Genomic DNA, 20,921 nt, shown 5'->3' with positions numbered 1-20,921 from the left:
GATTTGTCATCGGCTGTCAGTGCCCGCCGCTAGCCTCTCCCCATGCCCGCCCGTATCAGCGATCCCGAGCAGCTCAAGGAGCTCCTCGGGATCCCCTTCACCCCGGAGCAGACGGCCTGCATCATCGCGCCGCCCGCCCCGCAGGTGATCGTGGCCGGAGCCGGGTCGGGCAAGACGACGGTGATGGCCGCGCGCGTGGTGTGGCTGGTCGGCACGGGGCAGGTCGCTCCCGACCAGGTCCTCGGCCTGACCTTCACCAACAAGGCCGCCGGAGAACTCGCCGAGCGCGTCCGCAAGGCCCTGATCAGGGCAGGCGTCACCGACCCCGACGACATCGACCCGGACAACCCGCCGGGCGAGCCGGTGATCTCCACCTACCACGCCTTCGCGGGCCGACTCCTGACCGACCACGGCCTGCGCATCGGCCTGGAGCCGACGTCCCGACTGCTCGCCGACGCCACCCGCTACCAGCTCGCCGCGCGCGTGCTGCGCGAGGCCCCCGGCCCCTACCCGTCGCTCACCCGCTCCTTCGCCGACCTGATCAGCGACCTCCTCGCGCTCGACGCCGAACTCGCCGAACACCTCGTCCGGCCCGAGGACCTGCGCGCGTGGGACGCCGCACTGCTGAGCGGCCTGGAGGGCGCCCGGCTCACCAACGCGGACCTGCGCAAGGTGCCCGAGACGGCCGCCGCCCGGCGGGAACTGGCCGACCTGGTGCTGCGCTACCGGGCCGCCAAGCGCGAGCGCGATCTGCTCGACTTCGGCGACCAGATCGCCCTGGCAGCCCAGCTCGCCCAGGTACCCGAAGTGGGCCCGATCCTGCGCGAGGAGTTCCGGGTGGTTCTCCTCGACGAGTACCAGGACACGTCGGTGGCCCAGCGCATCCTCCTGGCCGGCCTGTTCGGCGGCGGCACCGGGCACCCCGTGACCGCCGTCGGCGACCCCTGCCAGGCCATCTACGGCTGGCGCGGCGCCTCAGTCGCCAACCTCGACGACTTCCCCGAGCACTTCGCGCACGCCGACGGAAGCACGGCGCGCCGCCAGTCGCTCAGCGAGAACCGCCGCAGCGGTGGCCGCCTCCTGGACCTCGCCAACGGCCTCGCCGAGCCCCTGCGCGCCATGCACGCGGGCGTGGAGGCCCTGCGCCCGGCCCCGGGCGCCGAACGCGACGGAGTGGTCCGCTGCGCGCTTGTGAACACCCACGCCGAGGAGATGGACTGGATCGCCGACTCCGTCGCCCACCTCGTGCGCACCGGCACGGCGCCCGGTGAGATCGCCGTCCTGTGCCGCACGGCCACCGACTTCGCGGAGATCCAGGGCGCGCTGGTGGCCCGCGACATCCCCGTCGAGGTCGTGGGGCTCTCCGGCCTTCTGCACCTGCCCGAGGTCGCCGACCTCGTCGCCGTCTGCGAGGTCCTCCAGGACCCCGGCGCCAACGCCTCCCTGGTCCGTCTGCTCACCGGCCCGCGCTGGCGCATCGGCCCCCGCGACCTCGCCCTCCTGGGCCGGCGTGCACGGCTGCTCGTCACCCACGCGCGCGGGGGCGACGACGACCCGGACCGCCGCCTCGCCGAGGCCGTCGAGGGGGTCGACCCGTCCGAGGTGATATCGCTCGCGGACGCCCTCGACACCTTCCTGGAGACGCCTCTCTACTACGACGGCGGTACCGGGGACGACGACGGGCTGCCCTTCTCGCCGGACGCACGCGTACGGTTCGCGCGACTCGCCACCGAACTGCGCGACCTGCGCCGGTCCCTGGCCGACCCCCTTATGGACGTCCTGCACCGCGTCCTGGCCGTCACCGGCCTGGAGGTCGAACTGTCGGCGTCCCCGCACGCCCTGGCCGCCCGGCGCCGCGAGACCCTGTCGAACTTCCTCGACATCGCCGCATCCTTCGCCGCGACCGAGAACCAGGCGAGCCTGCTGGCGTTCCTCGGCTTCCTGCGCACCGCCGCCCAGTACGAGAAGGGCCTCGACAACGCGCTCCCCGGCGGCGAGAACACCGTCAAGGTGCTCACCGCGCACAAGTCCAAGGGTCTGGAGTGGGACGTCGTCGTCGTCCCCGGCCTGGTCACCGGAACCTTCCCCAGCGGGCAGGGCCGCGAGAAGTGGACCGCCCAGGCCAAGGTGCTGCCGCACGAGCTGCGCGGCGACGCCGCCACACTCCCGGACCTCGACTCCTGGGACGCACGGGGCATGAAGGCCTTCCACGAGGCCATGAAGGACCACCAGCACACCGAGGAACTCCGCCTCGGCTACGTCACCTTCACCCGCCCCCGCTCGCTGCTCCTCGGCTCCGGCCACTGGTGGGGCCCCACCCAGAAGAAGCCCCGCGGCCCGTCCGGCTTCCTCCAGGAGCTGTACGACCACTGCGCGGCCGGCCACGGCGAGATCGAGGCCTGGGCGGACGAACCGGAGGAGGACGAGGAGAACCCCGTCCTGCACCGCGCGACGGCCGACCAGGTCTGGCCGCTCCCCCTGGACGACGACGCCCTCGCCCGCCGCCGCGCCGCCGCCGAGACCGTCCTCGCCCACCTGGAGGACCTCGCCTCGCACCAGGACGGACACCCCGGCGCAACCCACGACCCGGACACCTACGAAGACCCGGACTGGCCCCCACCACCGGACGGGGACGAACTCCCCTACGAGCCCGAGCCCGAGTACGAAGACTCCCAGTACGACGACTCCCAGTACGACGAGCCGCCCCACAACGAGTCCGACCCGTTCGAGGAGGCACCCTTCGAGGCCGCGCCCCTGGATCGCCCCCCGCACCTCGACCGCCCCCCGCACCAGGACCGCTCAGCCGGCCGGGACCAGCGGATCTCCGGCCGTCCCGCCGTGCCCCACCAGGCGACCGCCCCCGAGCTTCCCGCGGCCCGCCCGCGCCGGTCCGCCCTCACCCCCGAGGAAGCCCGGGCCGTCGCCTCCTGGGACCGTGACCTCGACGCGCTCGCCGGGGAGCTGCTGCGCGCCCGCCGGAGCGTCACGGACGTACCCCTGCCCACGACCCTCACCGCCTCGCAGGTGCTGCGGCTGGCCGCCGACCCGGACGGCCTCGCGCAGGAACTCGCGCGCCCCATGCCGCGCCCCCCGCAACCGGCCGCGCGCCGGGGCACCCGGTTCCACGCATGGGTGGAGGCCCGCTTCGAGGAGTTGACGCTCCCGCTGCTGGAGCCGCACGAGCTGCCCGGTGACGACGACGCCGAGATCGCCGACGAACGCGACCTGGAAGAGCTCAAGGAAGCCTTCGAGCGCACCGAGTACGCCCGCCGCACCCCCTACCGCGTCGAGGCCCCCTTCCAGCTGGCCCTCGCCGGCCGCGTCGTACGGGGCCGTATCGACGCCGTCTACAAGGAGGGCGACGGAGATGCGGCCACCTACGACATCGTCGACTGGAAGACCCACCGCGCCCACACCGCCGACCCCCTCCAACTCGCCCTCTACCGGCTCGCCTGGGCCGAGCAGCAGGGGGTGCCCGTGCAATCCGTCACAGCGGCGTTCCTCTATGTACGCAGCGGCGACGTCGTACGGCCGGAGGGTCTGCCCGATCGCGCCGCCCTGGAGCGCCTGTTGACCGGGGAGGAGGGCGCCGAGGACGACCGTGGCGGACCGGCCGCGCAAGCAAACCCCGCGCAAGGGCCCGGCGAGGATGTCGGTGCGGGCCGATAGGCTCGTGACCATGAGCCAAACCGTTGACAGTGCCGTCAGCGCGGTCCGCACGTACATCGAGCAGCACCGCGCCGCCTTCCTCGACGACCTCGCCGAGTGGCTGCGCATCCCGTCGGTATCGGCCCAGCCCGACCACGCCCCCGACGTACGGCGCAGTGCGGACTGGCTCGCGGCCAAGTTGAAGGAGACCGGCTTCCCGACCGTCGAGGTATGGCAGACGCCGGGTGCGCCGGCCGTCTACGCGGAGTGGCCCTCCGGCGACCCGCAGGCCCCCACCGTCCTGGTCTACGGCCATCACGACGTGCAGCCGGCCGCCCTCGAGGACGGCTGGGACACCGACCCCTTCGAGCCCGTCGTCCGCGGGAACCGCCTGCACGCGCGGGGAGCGGCCGACGACAAGGGCCAGGTCTTCTTCCACACCCTCGGTGTCCGCGCCCACCTCGCCGCCACCGGCCGCCGGGCCCCGGCCGTCGGTCTCAAGCTGCTGATCGAGGGCGAGGAGGAGTCCAGCTCCCCGAACTTCCGCGCGCTGGTCGAGGAGCGGGCGGGCCGGCTCGCCGCGGACGCGGTGATCGTCTCCGACACCGGGATGTGGTCCGAGGACACCCCCACGGTGTGCACCGGCATGCGCGGCCTCGCCGAGTGCGAGATCCGGCTGTCCGGCCCCGACCAGGACATCCACTCGGGCTCCTTCGGCGGCGCCGTGCCCAACCCGGCCACCGCGGCCGCCCGTCTCGTCGCGGCCCTGCACGACGAGCACGCGCGCGTGGCCGTTCCCGGTTTCTACGACGGCATCGTCGAGCTCACCGACCGCGAGCGCGAGCTCTTCGCCGAGCTGCCGTTCGACGAGGACCAGTGGCTGCGCACGGCCAGGTCGCACGCCGCGCACGGCGAGGCGGGACATACCACCCTGGAGCGCGTCTGGGCCCGTCCGACGGCCGAGGTCAACGGCATCGGCGGCGGCTACCAGGGCCCGGGCAGCAAGACGATCATCCCGTCCTCGGCCTTTGTGAAGCTGTCCTTCCGGCTGGTCGCCGGCCAGGACCCGGAGCACGTGGAGAAGGCCGTCCGCGTCTGGGCCGCCCAGCAGCTTCCCGCCGGGATCCGCCACGAGATCACGTTCAGCCCGGCCACGCGCCCGTGTCTGACCCCGCTGGACCACCCGGCCCTCCGGTCCGTGGTCCGCGCCATGGGCCGCGCCTTCGAAGGGCCCGTCCGCTTCACCCGGGAAGGCGGCTCGGGACCGGCCGCCGACCTCCAGGAAGTCCTCGGTGCCCCCGTGCTCTTCCTGGGCATCTCCGTCCCCTCGGACGGCTGGCACGCGCCGAACGAGAAGGTCGAACTGGACCTCCTGCTGAAGGGCGTCGAGACCAGCGCGTACCTCTGGGGCGACCTGGCCGAGAACTGGCGCCGTGCGCCCTGACGCCCCTGCTCGGTCCGGAGGGGGCACGCGCGCGGGGCACACTGGAAAGGCCGCCCCGCACCGCGACACCGCACCGGAACCGGTCCTGAGCCGTACGTCCCGCTGAACCGCCCGCCGAAACAACCGTTCCACCGGGGGAGTTGGAAGTACCCGTGACCACCTGGACCGACCAGAACGCCGATCGACCCATCTCGCTCACCGCGCCGAGCGGTGTCGACCGGGCGGCCCACCACCGGCTCGACGAGGCGTGGCTCGCCGCGGCGTGGAGCCACCCCACAACGCGTTGCTTCGTCGTCTCCGGCGGCCAGGTCCTCATCGACGAGACGTCCGAGGGCCGCACCGAGCTCGTCATGACCCCGTCGTTCGAGGCACCCCTCACCGAGGCGCACCGCTACTTCCTGGGCACCGACGAGGACGGCGTCAGCTACTTCGCCCTCCAGAAGGACGCGCTGCCCGGCCGAATCGACCAGTCCGCCCGCCCGGCCGGTCTGCGCGAGGCCGGTCTGCTGCTGTCGCAACGCGACACGGGACTGATGGTCCACGCGGTGGCCCTGGAGAACTGGCAGCGCCTGCACCGCTTCTGCTCCCGCTGCGGCGAGCGCACCGTGATCGCGGCGGCCGGACACATCCGCCGCTGCCCGGCCTGCGGTGCCGAGCACTACCCGCGCACCGACCCCGCGGTGATCATGGCGGTCACGGACGAGGAGGACCGCATCCTCCTCGGCCGCCAGGTCCACTGGCCCGAGGGCCGCTTCTCGACCCTCGCCGGCTTCGTCGAGCCCGGCGAGTCCATCGAGCAGTCCGTGCGCCGCGAGGTCTTCGAGGAGGCCGGCGTCACCGTCGGCAGGGTCGACTACATCGCCAGCCAGCCCTGGCCCTTCCCGTCCAGCCTCATGCTGGGCTTCATGGCCCGCGCCACGTCCACCGACATCAACGTCGACGGTGACGAGATCCACGAGGCCCGCTGGTTCTCGCGCGACGAACTCGGCGCCGCCTTCGAGACCGGCGAGGTACTGCCTCCCTACGGCATCTCCATCGCGGCCCGTCTGATCGAGCTCTGGTACGGCAAGCCGCTGCCGACCCGCACCTTCAACTGACCCACGGCGCGAGAAGGGCGGCCCCCGACATCTCGGGAGCCGCCCTTTCGTCTACCGCTGCGCTCACGCGCCGATCTTCTGCTTCACCTGCGCCAGCGACGGGTTCGTCAGCGTGGAGCCGTCGGGGAAAAGCACGGTCGGGACCGTCTGGTTTCCGCCATTGGCCTTCTCCACGAACGCCGCGGACGCCGGGTCCTGCTCGATGTTGATCTCGGTGTATCCGATGCCCTCGCGGTCGAGCTGCTTCTTCAGCCGCTGGCAGTAGCCGCACCACGTGGTGCTGTACATCGTCACAGTGCCCAGCATGTCTCTTGTGCTCCTTCGGCGGGTCGGGGGGAACAGGTGGTCGCAGGGGGAGAACGTACGTGAAAGGGCCACCATTCCCGCGTGGCGCTGTGGGGTGCGGGCGGCCGGGAGTGACACTCGCCGCATTAGTGCGACCGCAGGGGCCCGCCTGTGGACAACCTGCCCACCCTGCTCCGCCGACCTGGCAGCATGGCCATGTGACAGCAGCAACGCACTCCACCCTCTTCCCGCAGGTACCGGACTCGGCCGACGCGGTGCTCGAAGGGCTCGACCCCGAGCAGCGCGAGGTGGCCACCGCCCTGCGCGGACCGGTGTGTGTGCTGGCCGGAGCGGGCACGGGCAAGACCCGGGCGATCACCCACCGCATCGCCTACGGTGTGCGCGCCGGCATCCTGCACCCCTCCAGTGTGCTGGCCGTCACCTTCACCAACCGGGCCGCCGGGGAGATGCGGGGCCGGCTGCGCCAGCTCGGCGCCCAGGGTGTCCAGGCCCGTACCTTCCACTCCGCGGCGCTGCGGCAGTTGCAGTACTTCTGGCCGAAAGCGATCGGTGGCTCACTGCCCCGGCTCGTCGACCGCAAGATCCAGCTCGTCGTCGACGCGGCGGCCGCCTGCCGCGTCCGTCTCGACCGGGGCGAGCTGCGGGACGTCACCGCGGAGATCGAGTGGTCCAAGGTCACCCAGACCGTTCCCGCCGACTACGCCGCGGCCGCCGTCAAGGCGGGCCGCGAGATCCCCCGCGACCCCGCCGAGATCGCCCAGCTCTACGCCGCCTACGAGGACCTCAAGCGGCAGCGCGGAGTCATCGACTTCGAGGACGTCCTACTGCTGACCGTCGCCGTCCTCCAGGACCGGCACGACATCGCCGAGCAGGTCCGCGCCCAGTACCAGCACTTCGTGGTCGACGAGTACCAGGACGTCAGCCCCCTCCAGCAGCGGCTGCTCGAGCTGTGGCTCGGCGAGCGGGACGACCTGTGCGTGGTCGGGGACGCCAGCCAGACGATCTACTCCTTCACCGGAGCCACCCCCGACCACCTCCTCGACTTCCGCACCCGTCACCCCGGTGCCACCGTCGTCAAACTGGTCCGTGACTACCGCTCCACCCCCCAGGTCGTCCGCCTCGCCAACGGTCTGCTCTCCCAGGCCAGCGGCCGCGCCGCCGACCACCGTCTGGAGCTGGTCTCCCAGCGTGGCCCGGGACCCGAGCCCGGCTATGCGGAGTACCCCGACGAGCCCGCCGAGTCCGAGGGTGCGGCCCGCCGGATCCGCGAGCTCCTCGACGCCGGTGTCCCGGCCGCGGAGATCGCCATCCTGTTCCGCACCAACGCGCAGTCGGAGACCTACGAACAGGCCCTCGCCGACCTCGGCATCCCCTATCAGCTGCGCGGAGCCGAGCGCTTCTTCGACCGCCCCGAGGTGCGCAAGGCGGGCGTCGCCCTGCGTGGCGCGGCCCGCTTCGGCGGCAACGACACCCTGCTGGAGGACACCGTCGATCTGCCCTCCCAGGTGCGTGCCGTCCTCTCGGGAGAGGGCTGGACCCCGCAGCCGCCGGCCGGCTCCGGAGCCGTCAGAGAACGCTGGGAGTCCCTGGCCGCGCTGGTGAACCTCGCGCAGGACTTCTCCGCCGCCCAGTCCGGTGCCACACTCGCCGACCTGGTCGCCGAGCTCGACGAACGGGCGAACGCCCAGCACGCCCCGACCGTCCAGGGCGTCACCCTGGCCTCCCTGCACTCGGCCAAGGGCCTGGAGTGGGATGTCGTCTTCCTGGTCGGTGTCGCCGAGGGCATGATGCCGATCACCTATGCCAGGACCGACGAGCAGATCGAGGAGGAGCGCCGCCTCCTCTACGTCGGGGTCACCCGGGCCCGCGAGCGTCTGCACGTCTCCTGGGCGCTCTCCCGCTCACCCGGCGGCCGTGCGAGCCGCCGTCCCAGCCGCTTCCTCGACGGCCTGCGTCCCGGTTCGGGCACCGCCGCCGGTCGCGGAGGCAGCGGAGGCGCCGGTGGCAGCGCCGGGATCGAGCGCGGTTTCACCGGTGCCGCGGCGGGTGCCCCCGTCGTGCGGCGCCGGACGCAGCGGACGCCGGCCCGCTGCCGGGTCTGCGGGCGCACCCTGACAGACGCAGGCGAGATGAAGCTGATGCGCTGCGAGGAGTGCCCCTCCGACATGGACGAGGGTCTCTACGAACGGCTGCGCGACTGGCGAGCGGTCCAGGCCCGGCTGGCGGGGCAGCCCGCGTTCTGCGTCTTCACCGACAAGACCCTGATGGCGATCGCCGAGACCGTCCCCGAGGAGGAGGGCGAGCTCGCCCGGATCCCGGGGGTCGGAGTACGCAAGTTCAACCGCTACGGAGCCGATGTCCTGGCCATCTGCGCAGGCCAAGACGTGGGAGGGGACGACGGGGTGGGCTGAGGACAGGCACTTCGGAAACTGATCCGAACTCGTCGGAAAAATAGTTTGCGCATGCCCTGGCAATCCCCATAGGTTCTTAGGCACGGGGAACGGCGGCCTTCTCGAAGGCCCTGATTCCGTGCTGTACTTGCATTCCCGCCGGACCGGATTCACCCCCGGTCCCCCGAGACGCCGAGAGGAGGCGATTCTAGTGATCATCATCAACAGCAGCTCAGCCGCCAAACTGACCGATCCCTCGGTCGTCTCCACGTGCAACCTCGACGCCTCGACCCTGGGCACCGGTCTGTCCGGCATTCGTGCCGACCGGCCGGCGTGCTCCTCCGTCGCCTCCGCGGGTCTTTCCATCCGCGAGCGCAATGAGCGACCGACCGAGGCACTGGAAGCAGTAGGGGCGCAGGCGCATGCCTATGCCTTTACGGCAGCCGGTGCCGGAGCCCGGAAGCAGACGACGCAGCACCACCTGATGTGGGCCTTCCGTGGGCCAGAACCCTGGAGTGATCCAGCCTGATCGTCGATCAGGCCGGCGCCTTCAGGGCCGCGGAACCCCACCCGGGATCCGCGGCCCTTCTGTTTTCCCCGAAACCCAACGGGGACGGCGGAGCGAAGGGGCCTCGGGACAAGAAAAGAACCCGGTACCCAGCCGACACCCGGTCCCACAGGACCGGACCGACAGACGAGGAAAGACGAACCGTGCAACTCGAAGCGCACGCCCCGTCAGTACCGCCTTCCGAAACGATCCCCCCGCCCGGCCTCACGGAGGACTCCACCTTGACCCCGCTCACGGCGCTCACCGCGCTCGACGACGCCATCGAGAACCTCGGCGTGCCCGTCCCCTGCCGCTCCTACGACCCAGAGGTCTTCTTCGCCGAGTCGCCGGCCGACGTCGAGTACGCCAAGTCCCTCTGCCGCACCTGCCCGCTGATGGAGGCCTGCCTCGCCGGCGCCAAGGAGCGGCGCGAGCCCTGGGGCGTCTGGGGTGGCGAGCTGTTCGTCCAGGGCGTCGTCGTCGCCCGGAAGCGGCCGCGTGGCCGCCCGCGCAAGAACCCGGTCACGGTATGAACACCGCAGGAACGATCGACCGCCCCCTCACGCAAGACCCCAAGAAGCAGGCCCCGATGAAGCCGTTCCCCAGCGAGCCCGCAGGCTCCGCCACCGAAGACATCACCACCACCGGCGCGTACGACTCGCGTCAGAACAGGACACGCGAGATGCAACTCATCCCAGAAGCCCTGGCTCGTGCGCATATGCACGACCGGCTGCACCAGGCCGAGCGGGAACGCCGGGCCCTGCGCCTGGCGACCGCTCGCCGGATGCAGCGGCGGGCCGAGCGCGCCTCGCTGCGCGCCCGCCGGGCACTCGCCATGGCGGTGATGCAGTAACCACGCACACCTGGAGCGGTGGCCTCCCGACCGGGGCGAAGCTCTCCACGCGGGGGCCGGTCCGTCCGAACGGACCGGCCCCCGCGGTGCGTTGGGCGGCCGATCCGCCACTGCGGCGTTGTCGTCCCGAAGATGACGGGCCTTCCGGGACACGGCGACCAGGACGGTCCGGACGGTGACTCCCACCGCTCGGACGGCGACCAGGGCGGTTCCCCGGGGGAGCCCCGCACCCTCGCGTGCGCCCGGTGCGGCGCCCGGGCCCAGGAGCCGCCGCCCGTCACCTGGACCTGGTCCGTGGAGAACGGCGTCCGGCGCCACTTCTGCTGCGAGGTCTGCGCCCGCGAGAACCTCAGGGCGATCGAAGGACGACTGGACGCGGAGTGGTGGTGAAACGCGGGTGGTGAAATGCGTCACAGTCGACGAGGAGGCCCGCCCCCGGTGGGCCTCGCGCAGAGCGCAGAGCTCAGAGCTCAGCGCTCACGCCTCCGCGACCGACCCGTCCGCGTCGAAGGTCTCCGGGGCGTCCGCCGCCAGGAAAGCGGGCAGCCACTCCTCCAGTTCCTCACGCAGCCGCACCGTCGCGCCGAGCTGGCACAGCACGCCGATGGTGCTGAGCGTCACCCGGTGTATCAGCAGGTAGGCCGGGGGCAGGTTGAGCTGCTTGCCCAGCTGATGGGCGGGGGAGCGCGGGTCGGCGATCCGGGCCGCCTGGCTGCGCATCCAGCCACGGCTGAACGTGAACTCCTCCACCTGGGCCGGCTCGATGATCGGCAGGAGGTAGTCGAGGACCGCGTCGGGATCCAACTCGATGGAGTCCTTGACGAAGCCCTCCGTGCGGAGGAGTTCGTAGACCGCCTCCGCGTCGCCGTCGAGAGTCATGCGCAGGGACTCGCCGATCGTGTCCGGCAGGCCACCCGGAAGCCGGTCCACCGTGCCGAAGTCCAGGACGCCCAGACGCCAGTCGTCCGCGCCGTCCGGCCCGCCGGGCAGGAGGCGGAAGTTGCCGGGGTGCGGGTCGGCGTGGAGCAGGCCGGTGCGGGCCGGGCCCGAGAAGAGGAAACGGGACAGCAGCTGGCCGGCGCGGTCACGCTGCTCCTGGGTGCCGTCGGTGATCACCTCCGACAGGGGCACACCGTCGATCCACTCGGTGACCAGGACCTGGTCGCACTGGTGGACCACCGCCGGTACCAGTACGTCGGGATCGCCGGCGAACTCGTCCGCATGGGCCTGCTGGGCCTGTGCCTCCAAGCCGTAGTCGAGTTCCTCGGAGACCCGGTCCTTGAGCTCGGAGATCAGAGGCTTCACGTCCATGCCCGGGATGAGGGGTCCCAACAGCCGTGCGAAACGGCTTAGTTGGCTCAGGTCGGACAGCAGGGCCTCACCGGCCCCGGGATACTGGACCTTGACCGCGACCTCCCGGCCGTCGTGCCACACCGCTCGGTGCACCTGGCCTATCGAGGCCGCCGCGGCCGGTTTGTCGTCGAACTCCAGGAACAGCTCGGCCCAGTCCTCGCCGAGCCGCTCCGCGAGCACCGCGTGCATGGTGCGGGTCGGCATCGGCGGCGCCGCGTCCTGGAGCTTGGTGAGGGCCGCCCGGTAGGGACCGGCGACCTCCTCGGGGAGGGCGGACTCGAAGACCGACATGGCCTGCCCGAACTTCATCGCGCCCCCCTTCAGCTCGCCCAGCACCTTGAAGAGCTGCTCGGCGGTGCGCTGCTGGAGCTCGCGGCCGACGATCTCGGCGGACTCGCCCACGATCCGCTTGCCCAGACCCCAGGTCGCCCGCCCGGCGAAGCCGAGCGGGAGCGCGGCGAGCCTGGCGGTCCGGGTGACCGCCTTCCGGGGAAGATCAGACATGCGCCCTCCAAGTCCCAGACAGCCGCGCCGTGTCCGTCGTACGGCGAAACGTCGTCGAATGCTGCACTGCCATTGTCGCGTGTGGTCCCCGGTCCTCGGAGGTGTGTTCCTGCTTACCTTTCTCCGCGGCCCCGCACGGGCACGCCGAGTGGGGCCGCACCGGCCGTGCGTGCCACTGCAGGGCGGGGGCCGAGACCTCCCAGCGGGTGCCCGCGCTCGAGGGGGTCCGGCCGTCGAGGAACGTGAGCGCGTGCGCGGCCGCCAGCCCGGCGACGGTCGTGGCCAGCGTCAGGTCGCACGCGCTCGCCGCACGCCTCCTCCCGGAGTGCCACTGGGCGACCAGCCGCGGCCAGGCCGGGTCCCGGTCGGTGCGCGTCTGATGCAGGCATCCGGCGCAGCCCGTCTCACCCGGCAGCACGAGAGGCCCGACGACACCGGTCCCCTCCACGACCCCGGCGTAGAGGTGCGGTGTGCCGGAGGCGATCAGGGGCTCCGCCACCGTCGGAACGGGCGCGTGCACGGACACGTCGTCCCGTGGGGCGATGACCACCAAAGAGAAGCCCGGGGTCTCCGCCCCGGCCGGTGACCTCGGGCTGCTTCGCGGTGCCGGGCCCGGGGCGGCCCGGCGTACGGCACGGCGTGCGGACTCGTCCCGGCGCTCGCCGACCGCCTCGGCGGGCACGCCACCCGGTGCGACGTCCCCCGGCTCCACCCGGCCGCCGTCCCGCACGTCCACCTCGCCGATCCCCGCACCCGACAGCAGCGCGGCCAGCACCGCGCCGACCCGGCCGGCGCCGCGTACCTGGACCCGCAGCCCGCGTCGGGCGGTCAGGTGCTCGATCGCGTCGGCGGGTTCCGACGTCAGGAGAGACAGAGCGGCGAGGTCGGGGCGCAACCGGTCCATGACCTCCTTCCTCTCCCGCAGCGCGGCGGCCTCCGGGCCGCCGCCGCGCGCGTCGTCGAGCAGCCCCGCCCGCGCCAGCCGCTCCACCAGCCGGTCGACATGGCCGTCGGGCAGGTCCATGCGGCGCCCCTCCTCGCGCAGGAGCGCGAGCCCGCGGGTGCCGTCCATCAGGTCGAGGAAACTGCCCGTCGCCGTGTCCACCGGGCCGAGCGTCAGCGCGTGCGCCGGTGTCATTCCGAACTGCACGGTGTTCAGGTCACGCCAGCCGCGCCGCAGCGCGGTCTTCACCGTCGGATGCATCAAAGCCCCCGTAAGCCTGGAAACTCCCCGTCACATCGGCGGAGCGGGGGCGTGGTGGTCTCCTCGCTCCGCCGACGAGTGCCAGCATGCCCGGACCCGCTCGAGCGTGCCGAAAGTTGTCCACAGGCGGAGGTATTCATCGTATAAATCCGTCGTACGAGGCAAAAACGGCAGGTTTGATCGGAACCGAACCGCCCCGGAGTCGGGACTTCTTCCATGTGCAGCGGGTAACGTCGTGGCGTGTCCGCCGACCCACTCCACCGCGCCGGAACACCACAGCGCAGCACGACGAGCCAGCCGCCGAGCGGCTCACGGGCGAGCGCCATCGAGGTCCGCAGAAGCGCCCGTCGACGTCGCACGGTCTCCGCGTACCGCGAGGGCGACCGCACCATCGTGCTCATCCCCGCCCGGATGTCCGAGGCCGAGGAACAACGCTGGGTGAGCGTCATGCTCGACAAGCTCGCCGCCCAGGAGAGCCGGCGGGTGCCGGGCGACGCCGAGCTGGCCGAGCGCGCCGAGCGGCTGTCGGTCCAGTGCTTCGGAGGCCGGGCGCGGCCCACCTCCGTGCGATGGGTGACCAACCAGAACACCCGCTGGGGCTCGTGCACACCGGCCGAGGGCAGCATCCGCCTGTCGCACCGGCTGAAGGGCATGCCCGAGTACGTCATCGACTACGTCCTCGCCCACGAGCTCGCGCATCTGCTCGTGCCCGGCCACGGGCCCGACTTCTGGCGGCTGCTGGAGGCGTACCCGCGCACCGAGCGCGCCCGCGGCTACCTCGAGGGTGTCGTCGCGGCCGAACGGCTGCCCCACCTGCCCGGCGCAAGCGAGGAGTGACCTGCGGGGCGCGCAGCGAACCCGCCCCATGGCGCGTGACGCGGGTTGTGTACCGGGTCTGTACCGACATCGTGCGTTGTCCGACTTTGCCGTTAGCCTGACGCGACGCATTCACAATCGGGATGGGGGACGGTCGTTACGCATGCCCAGGGAATTCCAGCGCGGCCACAAGGCCAGGATCAGTGACCTCACCGCGGGCACCGATCTGTACGTAGGCGTGCAGATCACCGCCCCCGGCTCGACCTTCGACATCAGCTGCTTCGGCCTCGACGCCGACGAGCGGCTCTCGGACGACCGGTACTTCGTCTTCTTCAACCAGCCGAAGTCCCCCGAGGAGTCCATCCAGCTCCTGGGCGCCCAGGCGGGCGACACGGAGTCCTTCCGCATCACTCTCGACCGGATCCCGCCGCAGATCCAGAAGCTGTCCTTCACGGCGACCCTCGACGGAGCCGGGCAGATGTCGCAGATCAACCCCGGCTACCTGCGCATCGTCGCGGGCGGCGAGGAAGTGGCCCGCTACGCGTTCAACGGCTCCGAGTTCTCCAGCGAGCGGGCCGTGATGCTGGGTGACTTCTATCTGAAGGACGTGTGGCGGTTCGCGGCCGTCGGCCAGGGCTTCGACGGCGGTCTGGACGCGTTGCTGAAGAACTTCGGCGGCGAGGTCGCGGAGGAGGAGGCGCCCGCCGCATCGCAGCAGCCGCAGACCGGCGCAGCCGCTCCCGGCTTCTCCCCGCCCGCGTTCGGCGCACCGTCCGCTCCCGCTCCGGCGCAGCCGCAGCCCGCCGCGCAGGGCTTCGCGCCCCCGCCCGGCGCGACCCCGCCCCCCGCCCCGGCTCCCGCGCCCTCGGTGCACGCCGCGCCGACCATCGTCGCGCCCCTGACCCCGTCCGGCGGCGGCCAGGTCCCGCCCCCCGCCCCGGCACCGGCGCCGTACGGCCAGCCGCCCCAGCAGCAGCCGTACGGTCAAGGCCCCGCGCCGGCCGCGCCCATGCCCCCCGGCTACGGTCAGCAGCCCCAGGCGCCCCACGCCCCGCAGGCGCCGCCGGGCTACGGCCAGCCGGCCCAGCCGCCCGGTTACGGCCAGCAGCCCCCGTTCGGACAGGTGCCGGGCCAGCAGGCGTACGGCGTGCCGCAGGGCGCGCCCCAGGGCGGCGCCGGGGTGGCCGCGGCGCTCCAGCGGTTCAAGGAGACGCCCACCGGACAGCGCTGGACGCAGCAGAACAAGAAGCTGATCCGCGTCGACCTCGGGATGGGCGGCCAGCCCGTGCTCGCCCGCCAGGGCAGCATGGTCCTCTACCAGGGCAAGGTCGACTTCAGCTACAAGGGCGCCGGGTTCGCCGGCCGGATCGTCGGCAACGCCACCGGCCAGGAGATGCAGCTGATGCGCTGCACCGGCCAGGGCCAGGTGTTCCTCGCCGAGAACTCCACCCACCTGCACCCGGTCGAACTCCAGGGCGACGCGATCTGCGTCTCCGCGGAGAACGTCCTCGCCTTCGACGAGAGCCTCCAGTACGAGGTCCGCCGCATCGAGGGGCACGGCATTCCCGGCGGTGCGCTGTTCACCATGCAGTTCCAGGGCACCGGCACGATCGTCGTGAAGACGCACGGCACTCCCGTCGTCCTGCCGGTCACCCCCACCACGTTCGCCGACTGCAACGCCGTCGTCGCCTGGTCGGCCGCTTCCCAGGTGGTCGTCTCCAGCCAGGTGCGGATGCGCCGCAACGCCTACCCCGGCGACACCGGGGAGAGCGTCAACCTCCAGTTCCGGGGCGCTCCCGGCAACTTCATCGTCGTCCAGCCGTACGAGGTCTGAGGGAGCCCGTCATGAACCAGCCATTCGCGGGCTACGCCCCCGCACCCGTCACCGCCCGTATGGAGAACCACGGCAACCACATGCTGAAGGTCGCCCTGCAGACCGGGAACGACCTCCTCGCGCGCGTGGGCTCGATGGTCGCCTACGAGGGCTTCGTGCAGTACGAGCCCAACCCGCCCGCAGTGCGCCAGATCGCCCGCGACTGGATGACCGGCGAGGGCGCCCCCCTGATGAAGTGCTCGGGCGACGGCCTGCTCTACCTCGCCGACTACGGCGCCGACGTCGTCGTGATCAACCTCAACGGCGACGGCATCTCCGTCAACGCCACCAACCTGCTCGCCTTCGACGCGCACCTCACCTGGGGCGTCGAGCGCGTCAAGGGGCTCGCGAAGTTCGCCGGCCAGGGCCTGTGGAACACCAAGATCTCCGGGCAGGGCTGGGTCGCGCTGACCTCCCGGGGCAAGCCGATCGTCGTCGACTGCGGCGGCGGCGAGGACGAGACGTACGTCGACCCCGACGCGCTCGTCGCCTGGTCGCCGAACCTCAAGGTGAAGGGCAAGCGCAGCTTCAAGGCGCAGTCGCTCATCGGCCGGGGCAGCGGCGAGGCCTACCAGATGGCCTTCTCCGGCCAGGGCATCGTCGTCGTCCAGCCCAGTGAGGACAGCACCGACCGCCTCCGGTTCCGGGGCTGAGGGGGAGCCAGAAACGCCATGCAGAGCTCACTTTTCGCGCACAACGACTCGCAGACCCAGGAGCGCTGGAGTCTGCAGAACAAGCAGATGCTCCGGGTCACCCTGGAGGGCCACGACGACATCCTCGCCCGCAAGGGCACGATGGTCGCCTACCAGGGCCTGATGGAGTTCGACGCCGAGTACCAGAACAACCAGCAGGGACGCGCGCGGGCGCACACGGGCGAGGGCCTGGACCTGATGCGCTGCCACGGGCAGGGCACGGTCTACCTCGCCAACCTCGCCCAGCACGTCCACGTGATGGACGTCGAGCAGGACGGCCTCACGGTCGACAGCAGCTACGTCCTGGCCATGGACTCCTCGCTGCACCACGAGGTCATCGCGGTCGACAGCCTCTACGGCATCTCCGGCTCCGGGAAGTACCAGCTCAACATCACCGGCCGCGGCAAGGTCGCCCTGATGACCTCGGGCGCGCCGCTGATGATGCAGGTCACGCCCGACAAGTACGTCAACTGCGACGCCGACGCCATCGTCGCCTGGTCCACCGGGCTGCGGGTGCAGATGCAGGCCCAGACGCACTCCTCCGGGGTGTGGCGGCGGCGCGGCAACACGGGTGAGGGCTGGGAGCTCAGCTTCATGGGCACCGGCTACGCGCTCGTCCAGCCCAGCGAGCTGCTGCCGCCGCAGCACACCCAGATCGGCTCCGGTCTGGCCGCCCAGTACGGCATGGGGCAGCAGGGCGTGCGGGGACAGAACCAGGGCAATGCCTGGAGCTGACCCGGAGCTGGTCCGGAACTGACCGAAGCGGATCGTCCGGAAAGCAGACGTAAGGGGCGGCCTCTTTGAGCGTCGCCCCTTACCCGTTCCGGCTCACAGCCGCGCGCGGGTCGCTTCCAGCAGGCGTACGACCGACTCGTCGGCCACGTCTCCCACCTCGTCGTAGGCGAACCAGCGCAGGTCGAGGGACTCGTCGCTGATGGCCTCCACGGCCCCGGCCGCCGCGAGCGCCGCGTACTGGACGTCGTAGTGCCAGGCGCACGGTGTGTCATGCCGGTCCAGACGCACCGGGCCGCCGGGGAGCAGCGACAGCCCCCCGATGCCGGACTCCTCGGTCGCCTCGCGCAGTGCGGCGGCCCGCAGCGTCCCGTCGACCGGCTCGCAGTGGCCTCCCATCTGAAGCCACATCCGCATCTTCTTGTGCAGGGTGAGCAGCACCCGGCCCCGCTCCGGATCGATCACCAGCGCGCTCGCCGTGACGTGCCCGTCCCGGCAGGCCTTCCACATGCCGTCCGGGTGCGCCGCGAGATGGTCCAGATAGGCCTGGCGCAGCTCTTCCTGGCCCTCGTACCCCTTCAGGACGAGGACCGCGTCGTCGTACAGGCTCACTCGGTGTCGTCGTCCTCGGAGTCGGTGCTGTCGTCGTCCTTCTTCAGGTTCGGCTTCTCGCCGGAGGCACCGCTCGCCGCCTCGCCGAGCATCTTGTCGAGCTCGGAGAAGTCCAGCTGCTCGCGGTGCACGAAGCCGTCCGGGTCGTCCAGGTCGGACGCCGTGGGCAGCATGTCCGGGTGGGCCCACAGGCCGTCACGGCCGTCGACGCCACGCGCGTCCGTGAGCGACGCCCACAGACGGGAGGCGTCCCGCAGGCGGCGCGGACGCAGCTCCAGGCCGATCAGCGTCGCGAAGGTCTGTTCCGCCGGACCGCCCGAGGCGCGACGGCGGCGCAGCGTCTCGCGCAGGGCGTCCGCGGACGACAGGCGCGGCTTCGCGGCCGCGTGCACCACCGCGTCCACCCAGCCCTCCACGAGCGCCAGGGCCGTCTCCAGACGGGCCAGGGCGGCCTTCTGCGCCGGCGTGTCCTCCGGCTGGAACATGCCCTGCTGCAGCGCGTCCTGCAGCTGCTCGGGGTTCTGCGGATCGAACTGACCGACCACGTCCTCCAGCTTGGCCGTGTCGACCTTGATGCCCCGCGCGTAGCCCTCGACGGCGCCGAACAGGTGCGAGCGCAGCCACGGCACATGCGCGAACAGACGCTGGTGGGCGGCCTCGCGCAGCGCGAGGTAGAGCCGCACCTCCTCCTTCGGCACCCCCAGGTCCTTGCCGAACGCCTCGATGTTCACCGGCAGCAGCGCGGCGCGCCCGGCCGGACCGAGCGGCAGACCGATGTCGGTCGAGCCGACCACCTCGCCCGCGAGCACGCCCACGGCCTGGCCGATCTGCGAGCCGAACATCGCGCCGCCCATCGAGCGCATCATGCCGATCAGCGGGCCGGCCATGGCCTGCATCTCCTCCGGCAGGACATCGCCCATGGCCGCGCCGACGCGCTCGGCGACCGGGTCGACGAGCTCCTTCCACGCGGGCAGGGTCGCCTCGACCCACTCCGCGCGCGACCACGCCACCGCCGTGCCCGCACCGGAGGGCAGGGAGGTCGCGTCGTCCAGCCACAGGTCGGCGAGGCGGACGGCCTCCTGGACCGCGGTGCGCTCGGAGGGACCGACACTGGAGTCCTTCACGCCCTCGGCGGTGCCCTGGGCGACCGTCTGGCGGGCGATCTGCTTGGCCATGTCCCAGTTCACCGGGCCGCCCTCGTAGGAGAGCATCTGGCCCAGCTGCTGGAACGCGGCGCCCAGGTCGTTGGGGTTCAGCGAACCGAACATCGCGGCGAGCGGGTTGTCGGCGCCCGGGCCGCCCGGGGCGCCGAAGCCTCCGGCGCCTGGCAGGCCGCCGAAACCGAACGGGTTGGCCGGTCCCTGACCACCGCCGCTCTGCGAGTCCTTCTTCTTGCCCTCGTCGCCGTCTTCCGGCTCCTCCGGCGGAAGGCCGAATCCGAATGGGGTGTCACTCACGGGGTTCCTCGGCTGGTAAGGCCACCGGTTATCGGCCGGCGGCGACTGCCCTGCAACACCACCCAGCGTAGACACCCCGGCTCGATCGGGCCTCGGTGCTTCGCCGACTCCTGGCCTGCGGCAGGATGGATGCCACCTGGTACGTACGCTCTACTCGCGCCCGTATGCCAAGACAACCGCTGGAGACACCTGGTGAGTTCCCCAGATCCGCAGGTTCGCGCAGCGCGAAACCACTCAACCCCGGCCGGTGCGCGCGGGCCCGTCGTCGCCGTGACCGGCGCCGCGACCGGGATCGGCGCCCTGCTGACCGAGCGTCTCGCCGCGTCCGAGGAGGTCAGGCAGGTCGTCGCCGTCGACGAGCGGCGGGGCGAGTGCGACGCGGCGCAGTGGCACATCCTCGACGTCCGTGATCCCGCGATCGCCGACAAGCTGCGCGGTGTGGACGTCGTCGTCCACCTCGCGCTCGACCTCGACCTGGGGAGTGAAGCCGCCGCCCGGACGGCCTACAACGTGCGCGGTACGCAGACCGTGCTGACGGCCGCCGCGGCGGCCGGGGTGCACCGCGTGGTGCTGTGCACCTCGGCGATGGTCTACGGAGCGCTCGAGGACAACGAGCTGCCGCTCTCGGAGGACGCCGAGCTCAGGGCGACCGCGGAGGCGACCGGAGTCGGGGATCTCCTCGAAATCGAACGGCTCGCCCGGCGCGCGCCCCGGGCGCACCCGGGGCTCAATGTCACCGTCGTGCGCCCCGCGATGCTGGTCGGCGGCACCGACACCGCGCTGACGCGGTACTTCGAGTCGCCGCGGCTGCTGGTCGTCGCCGGGTCGCGGCCGGCCTGGCAGTTCTGCCACGTCGAGGACCTGGTGAGCGCTCTGGAGTACGCCGTCCTGGAGAAGGTCGACGGCGAGCTGGCCGTCGGCTGCGACGGCTGGCTGGAGCAGGAGGAGGTCGAGGAGCTCAGCGGGATCCGGCGCATGGAGCTGCCGTCGGCGGTCGCGCTGGGCGCCGCCGCTCGGCTGCACAGGATCGGGCTGACGCCGTCCCCGGCCGGGGACCTGGCCTACACGATGTACCCCTGGGTGGTGAGCGGGAGCCGGCTGCACGACGCGGGGTGGCGGCCGCGGTGGACCAACGAGGAGGTCCTCGCGGAGCTGCTGGAGGAGGTGTCCGGGCGGCACACCGTCGTCGGTCGGCGGCTCGGGCGGAAGGACGCGACGGCGGCGGGTGCGGCGGGTGCGACGGTCGCGCTGCTGGGTGCGGCGGCTGTCGTGCGGCGGGCTCGCAAGGCCCGGCGGCGCTGAGCGTAGGGGTGGGCGGCCGGCTTTTTCCTCGATCTCCCCCGGCGGGGGCGTCCCGGACGGGCTGACTTTGGAGGTCGCTCCGAAGGGGTAC

18 protein-coding genes are annotated in these 20,921 nt (G+C 72.0%); 13 read left to right on the top strand and 5 right to left on the bottom strand.

Annotation, left to right across the window (positions count from 1 at the left end):
- Window positions 1–42: 42 nt before the first annotated feature.
- The 3 genes from ACFWBB_RS24525 to nudC all read left to right on the top strand — a co-directional run bounded on the left by ACFWBB_RS24525 (window position 43) and on the right by nudC (window position 6,189).
- Complete coding sequence (locus tag ACFWBB_RS24525) at window positions 43–3,669, top strand: UvrD-helicase domain-containing protein (protein WP_385276333.1); 3,627 nt, start codon at window positions 43–45, stop codon at window positions 3,667–3,669.
- Window positions 3,670–3,679: 10 nt separating this feature from the next.
- Entirely contained in the window at window positions 3,680–5,092 is a 1,413-nt protein-coding gene (locus ACFWBB_RS24520) for a dipeptidase (protein ID WP_385276330.1), read from the top strand.
- A gap of 152 nt (window positions 5,093–5,244) precedes the next feature.
- On the top strand, window positions 5,245–6,189 hold the full coding sequence (gene nudC / locus ACFWBB_RS24515; protein WP_385276327.1) for an NAD(+) diphosphatase: 945 nt from the start codon (window positions 5,245–5,247) through the stop codon (window positions 6,187–6,189).
- Between the two features lie 63 nt (window positions 6,190–6,252).
- Here the strand turns inward: nudC and ACFWBB_RS24510 are convergent, their stop codons facing one another.
- Window positions 6,253–6,495 carry a mycoredoxin gene (locus ACFWBB_RS24510; RefSeq protein ID WP_062642532.1) on the bottom strand — a complete coding sequence of 81 codons (243 nt, stop codon included), beginning with the start codon at window positions 6,493–6,495 and terminating at the stop codon, window positions 6,253–6,255.
- Between the two features lie 197 nt (window positions 6,496–6,692).
- On the opposite strand from ACFWBB_RS24510, the gene ACFWBB_RS24505 reads away from it, so the two are divergent.
- From ACFWBB_RS24505 to ACFWBB_RS24485, 5 genes are all read left to right on the top strand, one after another.
- Complete coding sequence (locus ACFWBB_RS24505; RefSeq protein WP_385276323.1) at window positions 6,693–8,906, top strand: ATP-dependent DNA helicase UvrD2; 2,214 nt, start codon at window positions 6,693–6,695, stop codon at window positions 8,904–8,906.
- A 190-nt stretch (window positions 8,907–9,096) separates the two neighbouring features.
- Window positions 9,097–9,414 carry a hypothetical protein gene (locus ACFWBB_RS24500; RefSeq protein ID WP_385276320.1) on the top strand — a complete coding sequence of 106 codons (318 nt, stop codon included), beginning with the start codon at window positions 9,097–9,099 and terminating at the stop codon, window positions 9,412–9,414.
- Between the two features lie 182 nt (window positions 9,415–9,596).
- Complete coding sequence (locus ACFWBB_RS24495; RefSeq protein WP_356258167.1) at window positions 9,597–9,965, top strand: WhiB family transcriptional regulator; 369 nt, start codon at window positions 9,597–9,599, stop codon at window positions 9,963–9,965.
- Window positions 9,962–10,285 (top strand): hypothetical protein, encoded by a 324-nt coding sequence (locus ACFWBB_RS24490; RefSeq protein WP_385276317.1) that lies wholly within the window; start codon window positions 9,962–9,964, stop codon window positions 10,283–10,285. The genes ACFWBB_RS24495 and ACFWBB_RS24490 overlap by 4 nt, the downstream gene beginning before the upstream one ends.
- Before the next feature lie 132 nt (window positions 10,286–10,417).
- The gene (locus tag ACFWBB_RS24485; RefSeq protein ID WP_385276314.1) at window positions 10,418–10,675 is read left to right on the top strand and encodes a hypothetical protein; all 258 of its coding nucleotides are present in this window, start codon (window positions 10,418–10,420) and stop codon (window positions 10,673–10,675) included.
- Between the two features lie 87 nt (window positions 10,676–10,762).
- On the opposite strand, the gene ACFWBB_RS24480 is transcribed toward ACFWBB_RS24485, so the two are convergent.
- Window positions 10,763–12,142 (bottom strand): ABC1 kinase family protein, encoded by a 1,380-nt coding sequence (locus tag ACFWBB_RS24480; RefSeq protein ID WP_385276311.1) that lies wholly within the window; start codon window positions 12,140–12,142, stop codon window positions 10,763–10,765.
- Window positions 12,135–13,346, bottom strand: coding sequence for a TOMM precursor leader peptide-binding protein (locus tag ACFWBB_RS24475; protein ID WP_385276308.1), 1,212 nt, complete (start codon window positions 13,344–13,346; stop codon window positions 12,135–12,137). The genes ACFWBB_RS24480 and ACFWBB_RS24475 overlap by 8 nt, the downstream gene beginning before the upstream one ends.
- Before the next feature lie 240 nt (window positions 13,347–13,586).
- On the opposite strand from ACFWBB_RS24475, the gene ACFWBB_RS24470 reads away from it, so the two are divergent.
- The 4 genes from ACFWBB_RS24470 (at window position 13,587) to ACFWBB_RS24455 (ending at window position 17,462) form a co-directional block, all read left to right on the top strand.
- Complete coding sequence (locus ACFWBB_RS24470; RefSeq protein ID WP_385276305.1) at window positions 13,587–14,183, top strand: M48 family metallopeptidase; 597 nt, start codon at window positions 13,587–13,589, stop codon at window positions 14,181–14,183.
- Window positions 14,184–14,325: 142 nt separating this feature from the next.
- Window positions 14,326–15,996, top strand: a complete 1,671-nt coding sequence (locus ACFWBB_RS24465) for a TerD family protein (RefSeq protein WP_385276302.1) — start codon at window positions 14,326–14,328, stop codon at window positions 15,994–15,996.
- An 11-nt stretch (window positions 15,997–16,007) separates the two neighbouring features.
- Window positions 16,008–16,688, top strand: a complete 681-nt coding sequence (locus tag ACFWBB_RS24460) for an AIM24 family protein (RefSeq protein WP_385276299.1) — start codon at window positions 16,008–16,010, stop codon at window positions 16,686–16,688.
- A gap of 18 nt (window positions 16,689–16,706) precedes the next feature.
- Window positions 16,707–17,462 carry an AIM24 family protein gene (locus ACFWBB_RS24455; RefSeq protein ID WP_385276296.1) on the top strand — a complete coding sequence of 252 codons (756 nt, stop codon included), beginning with the start codon at window positions 16,707–16,709 and terminating at the stop codon, window positions 17,460–17,462.
- Between the two features lie 93 nt (window positions 17,463–17,555).
- Here the strand turns inward: ACFWBB_RS24455 and ACFWBB_RS24450 are convergent, their stop codons facing one another.
- The gene (locus tag ACFWBB_RS24450) at window positions 17,556–18,071 is read right to left on the bottom strand and encodes an NUDIX hydrolase (RefSeq protein WP_385276293.1); all 516 of its coding nucleotides are present in this window, start codon (window positions 18,069–18,071) and stop codon (window positions 17,556–17,558) included.
- Window positions 18,068–19,528, bottom strand: a complete 1,461-nt coding sequence (locus ACFWBB_RS24445; protein ID WP_385276290.1) for a zinc-dependent metalloprotease — start codon at window positions 19,526–19,528, stop codon at window positions 18,068–18,070. The genes ACFWBB_RS24450 and ACFWBB_RS24445 overlap by 4 nt, the downstream gene beginning before the upstream one ends.
- Before the next feature lie 192 nt (window positions 19,529–19,720).
- Between ACFWBB_RS24445 and ACFWBB_RS24440 the strand changes: the two genes are divergently transcribed.
- Complete coding sequence (locus ACFWBB_RS24440) at window positions 19,721–20,830, top strand: SDR family oxidoreductase (RefSeq protein WP_385276287.1); 1,110 nt, start codon at window positions 19,721–19,723, stop codon at window positions 20,828–20,830.
- The last annotated feature ends 91 nt before the right edge of the window (window positions 20,831–20,921 follow it).

It is taken from the genome of Streptomyces sp. NPDC060000 (assembly GCF_042737375.1).
Classification (GTDB): Bacteria; Actinomycetota; Actinomycetes; order Streptomycetales; family Streptomycetaceae; genus Streptomyces.
This window is presented reverse-complemented; position numbering and strand designations above follow the sequence as displayed.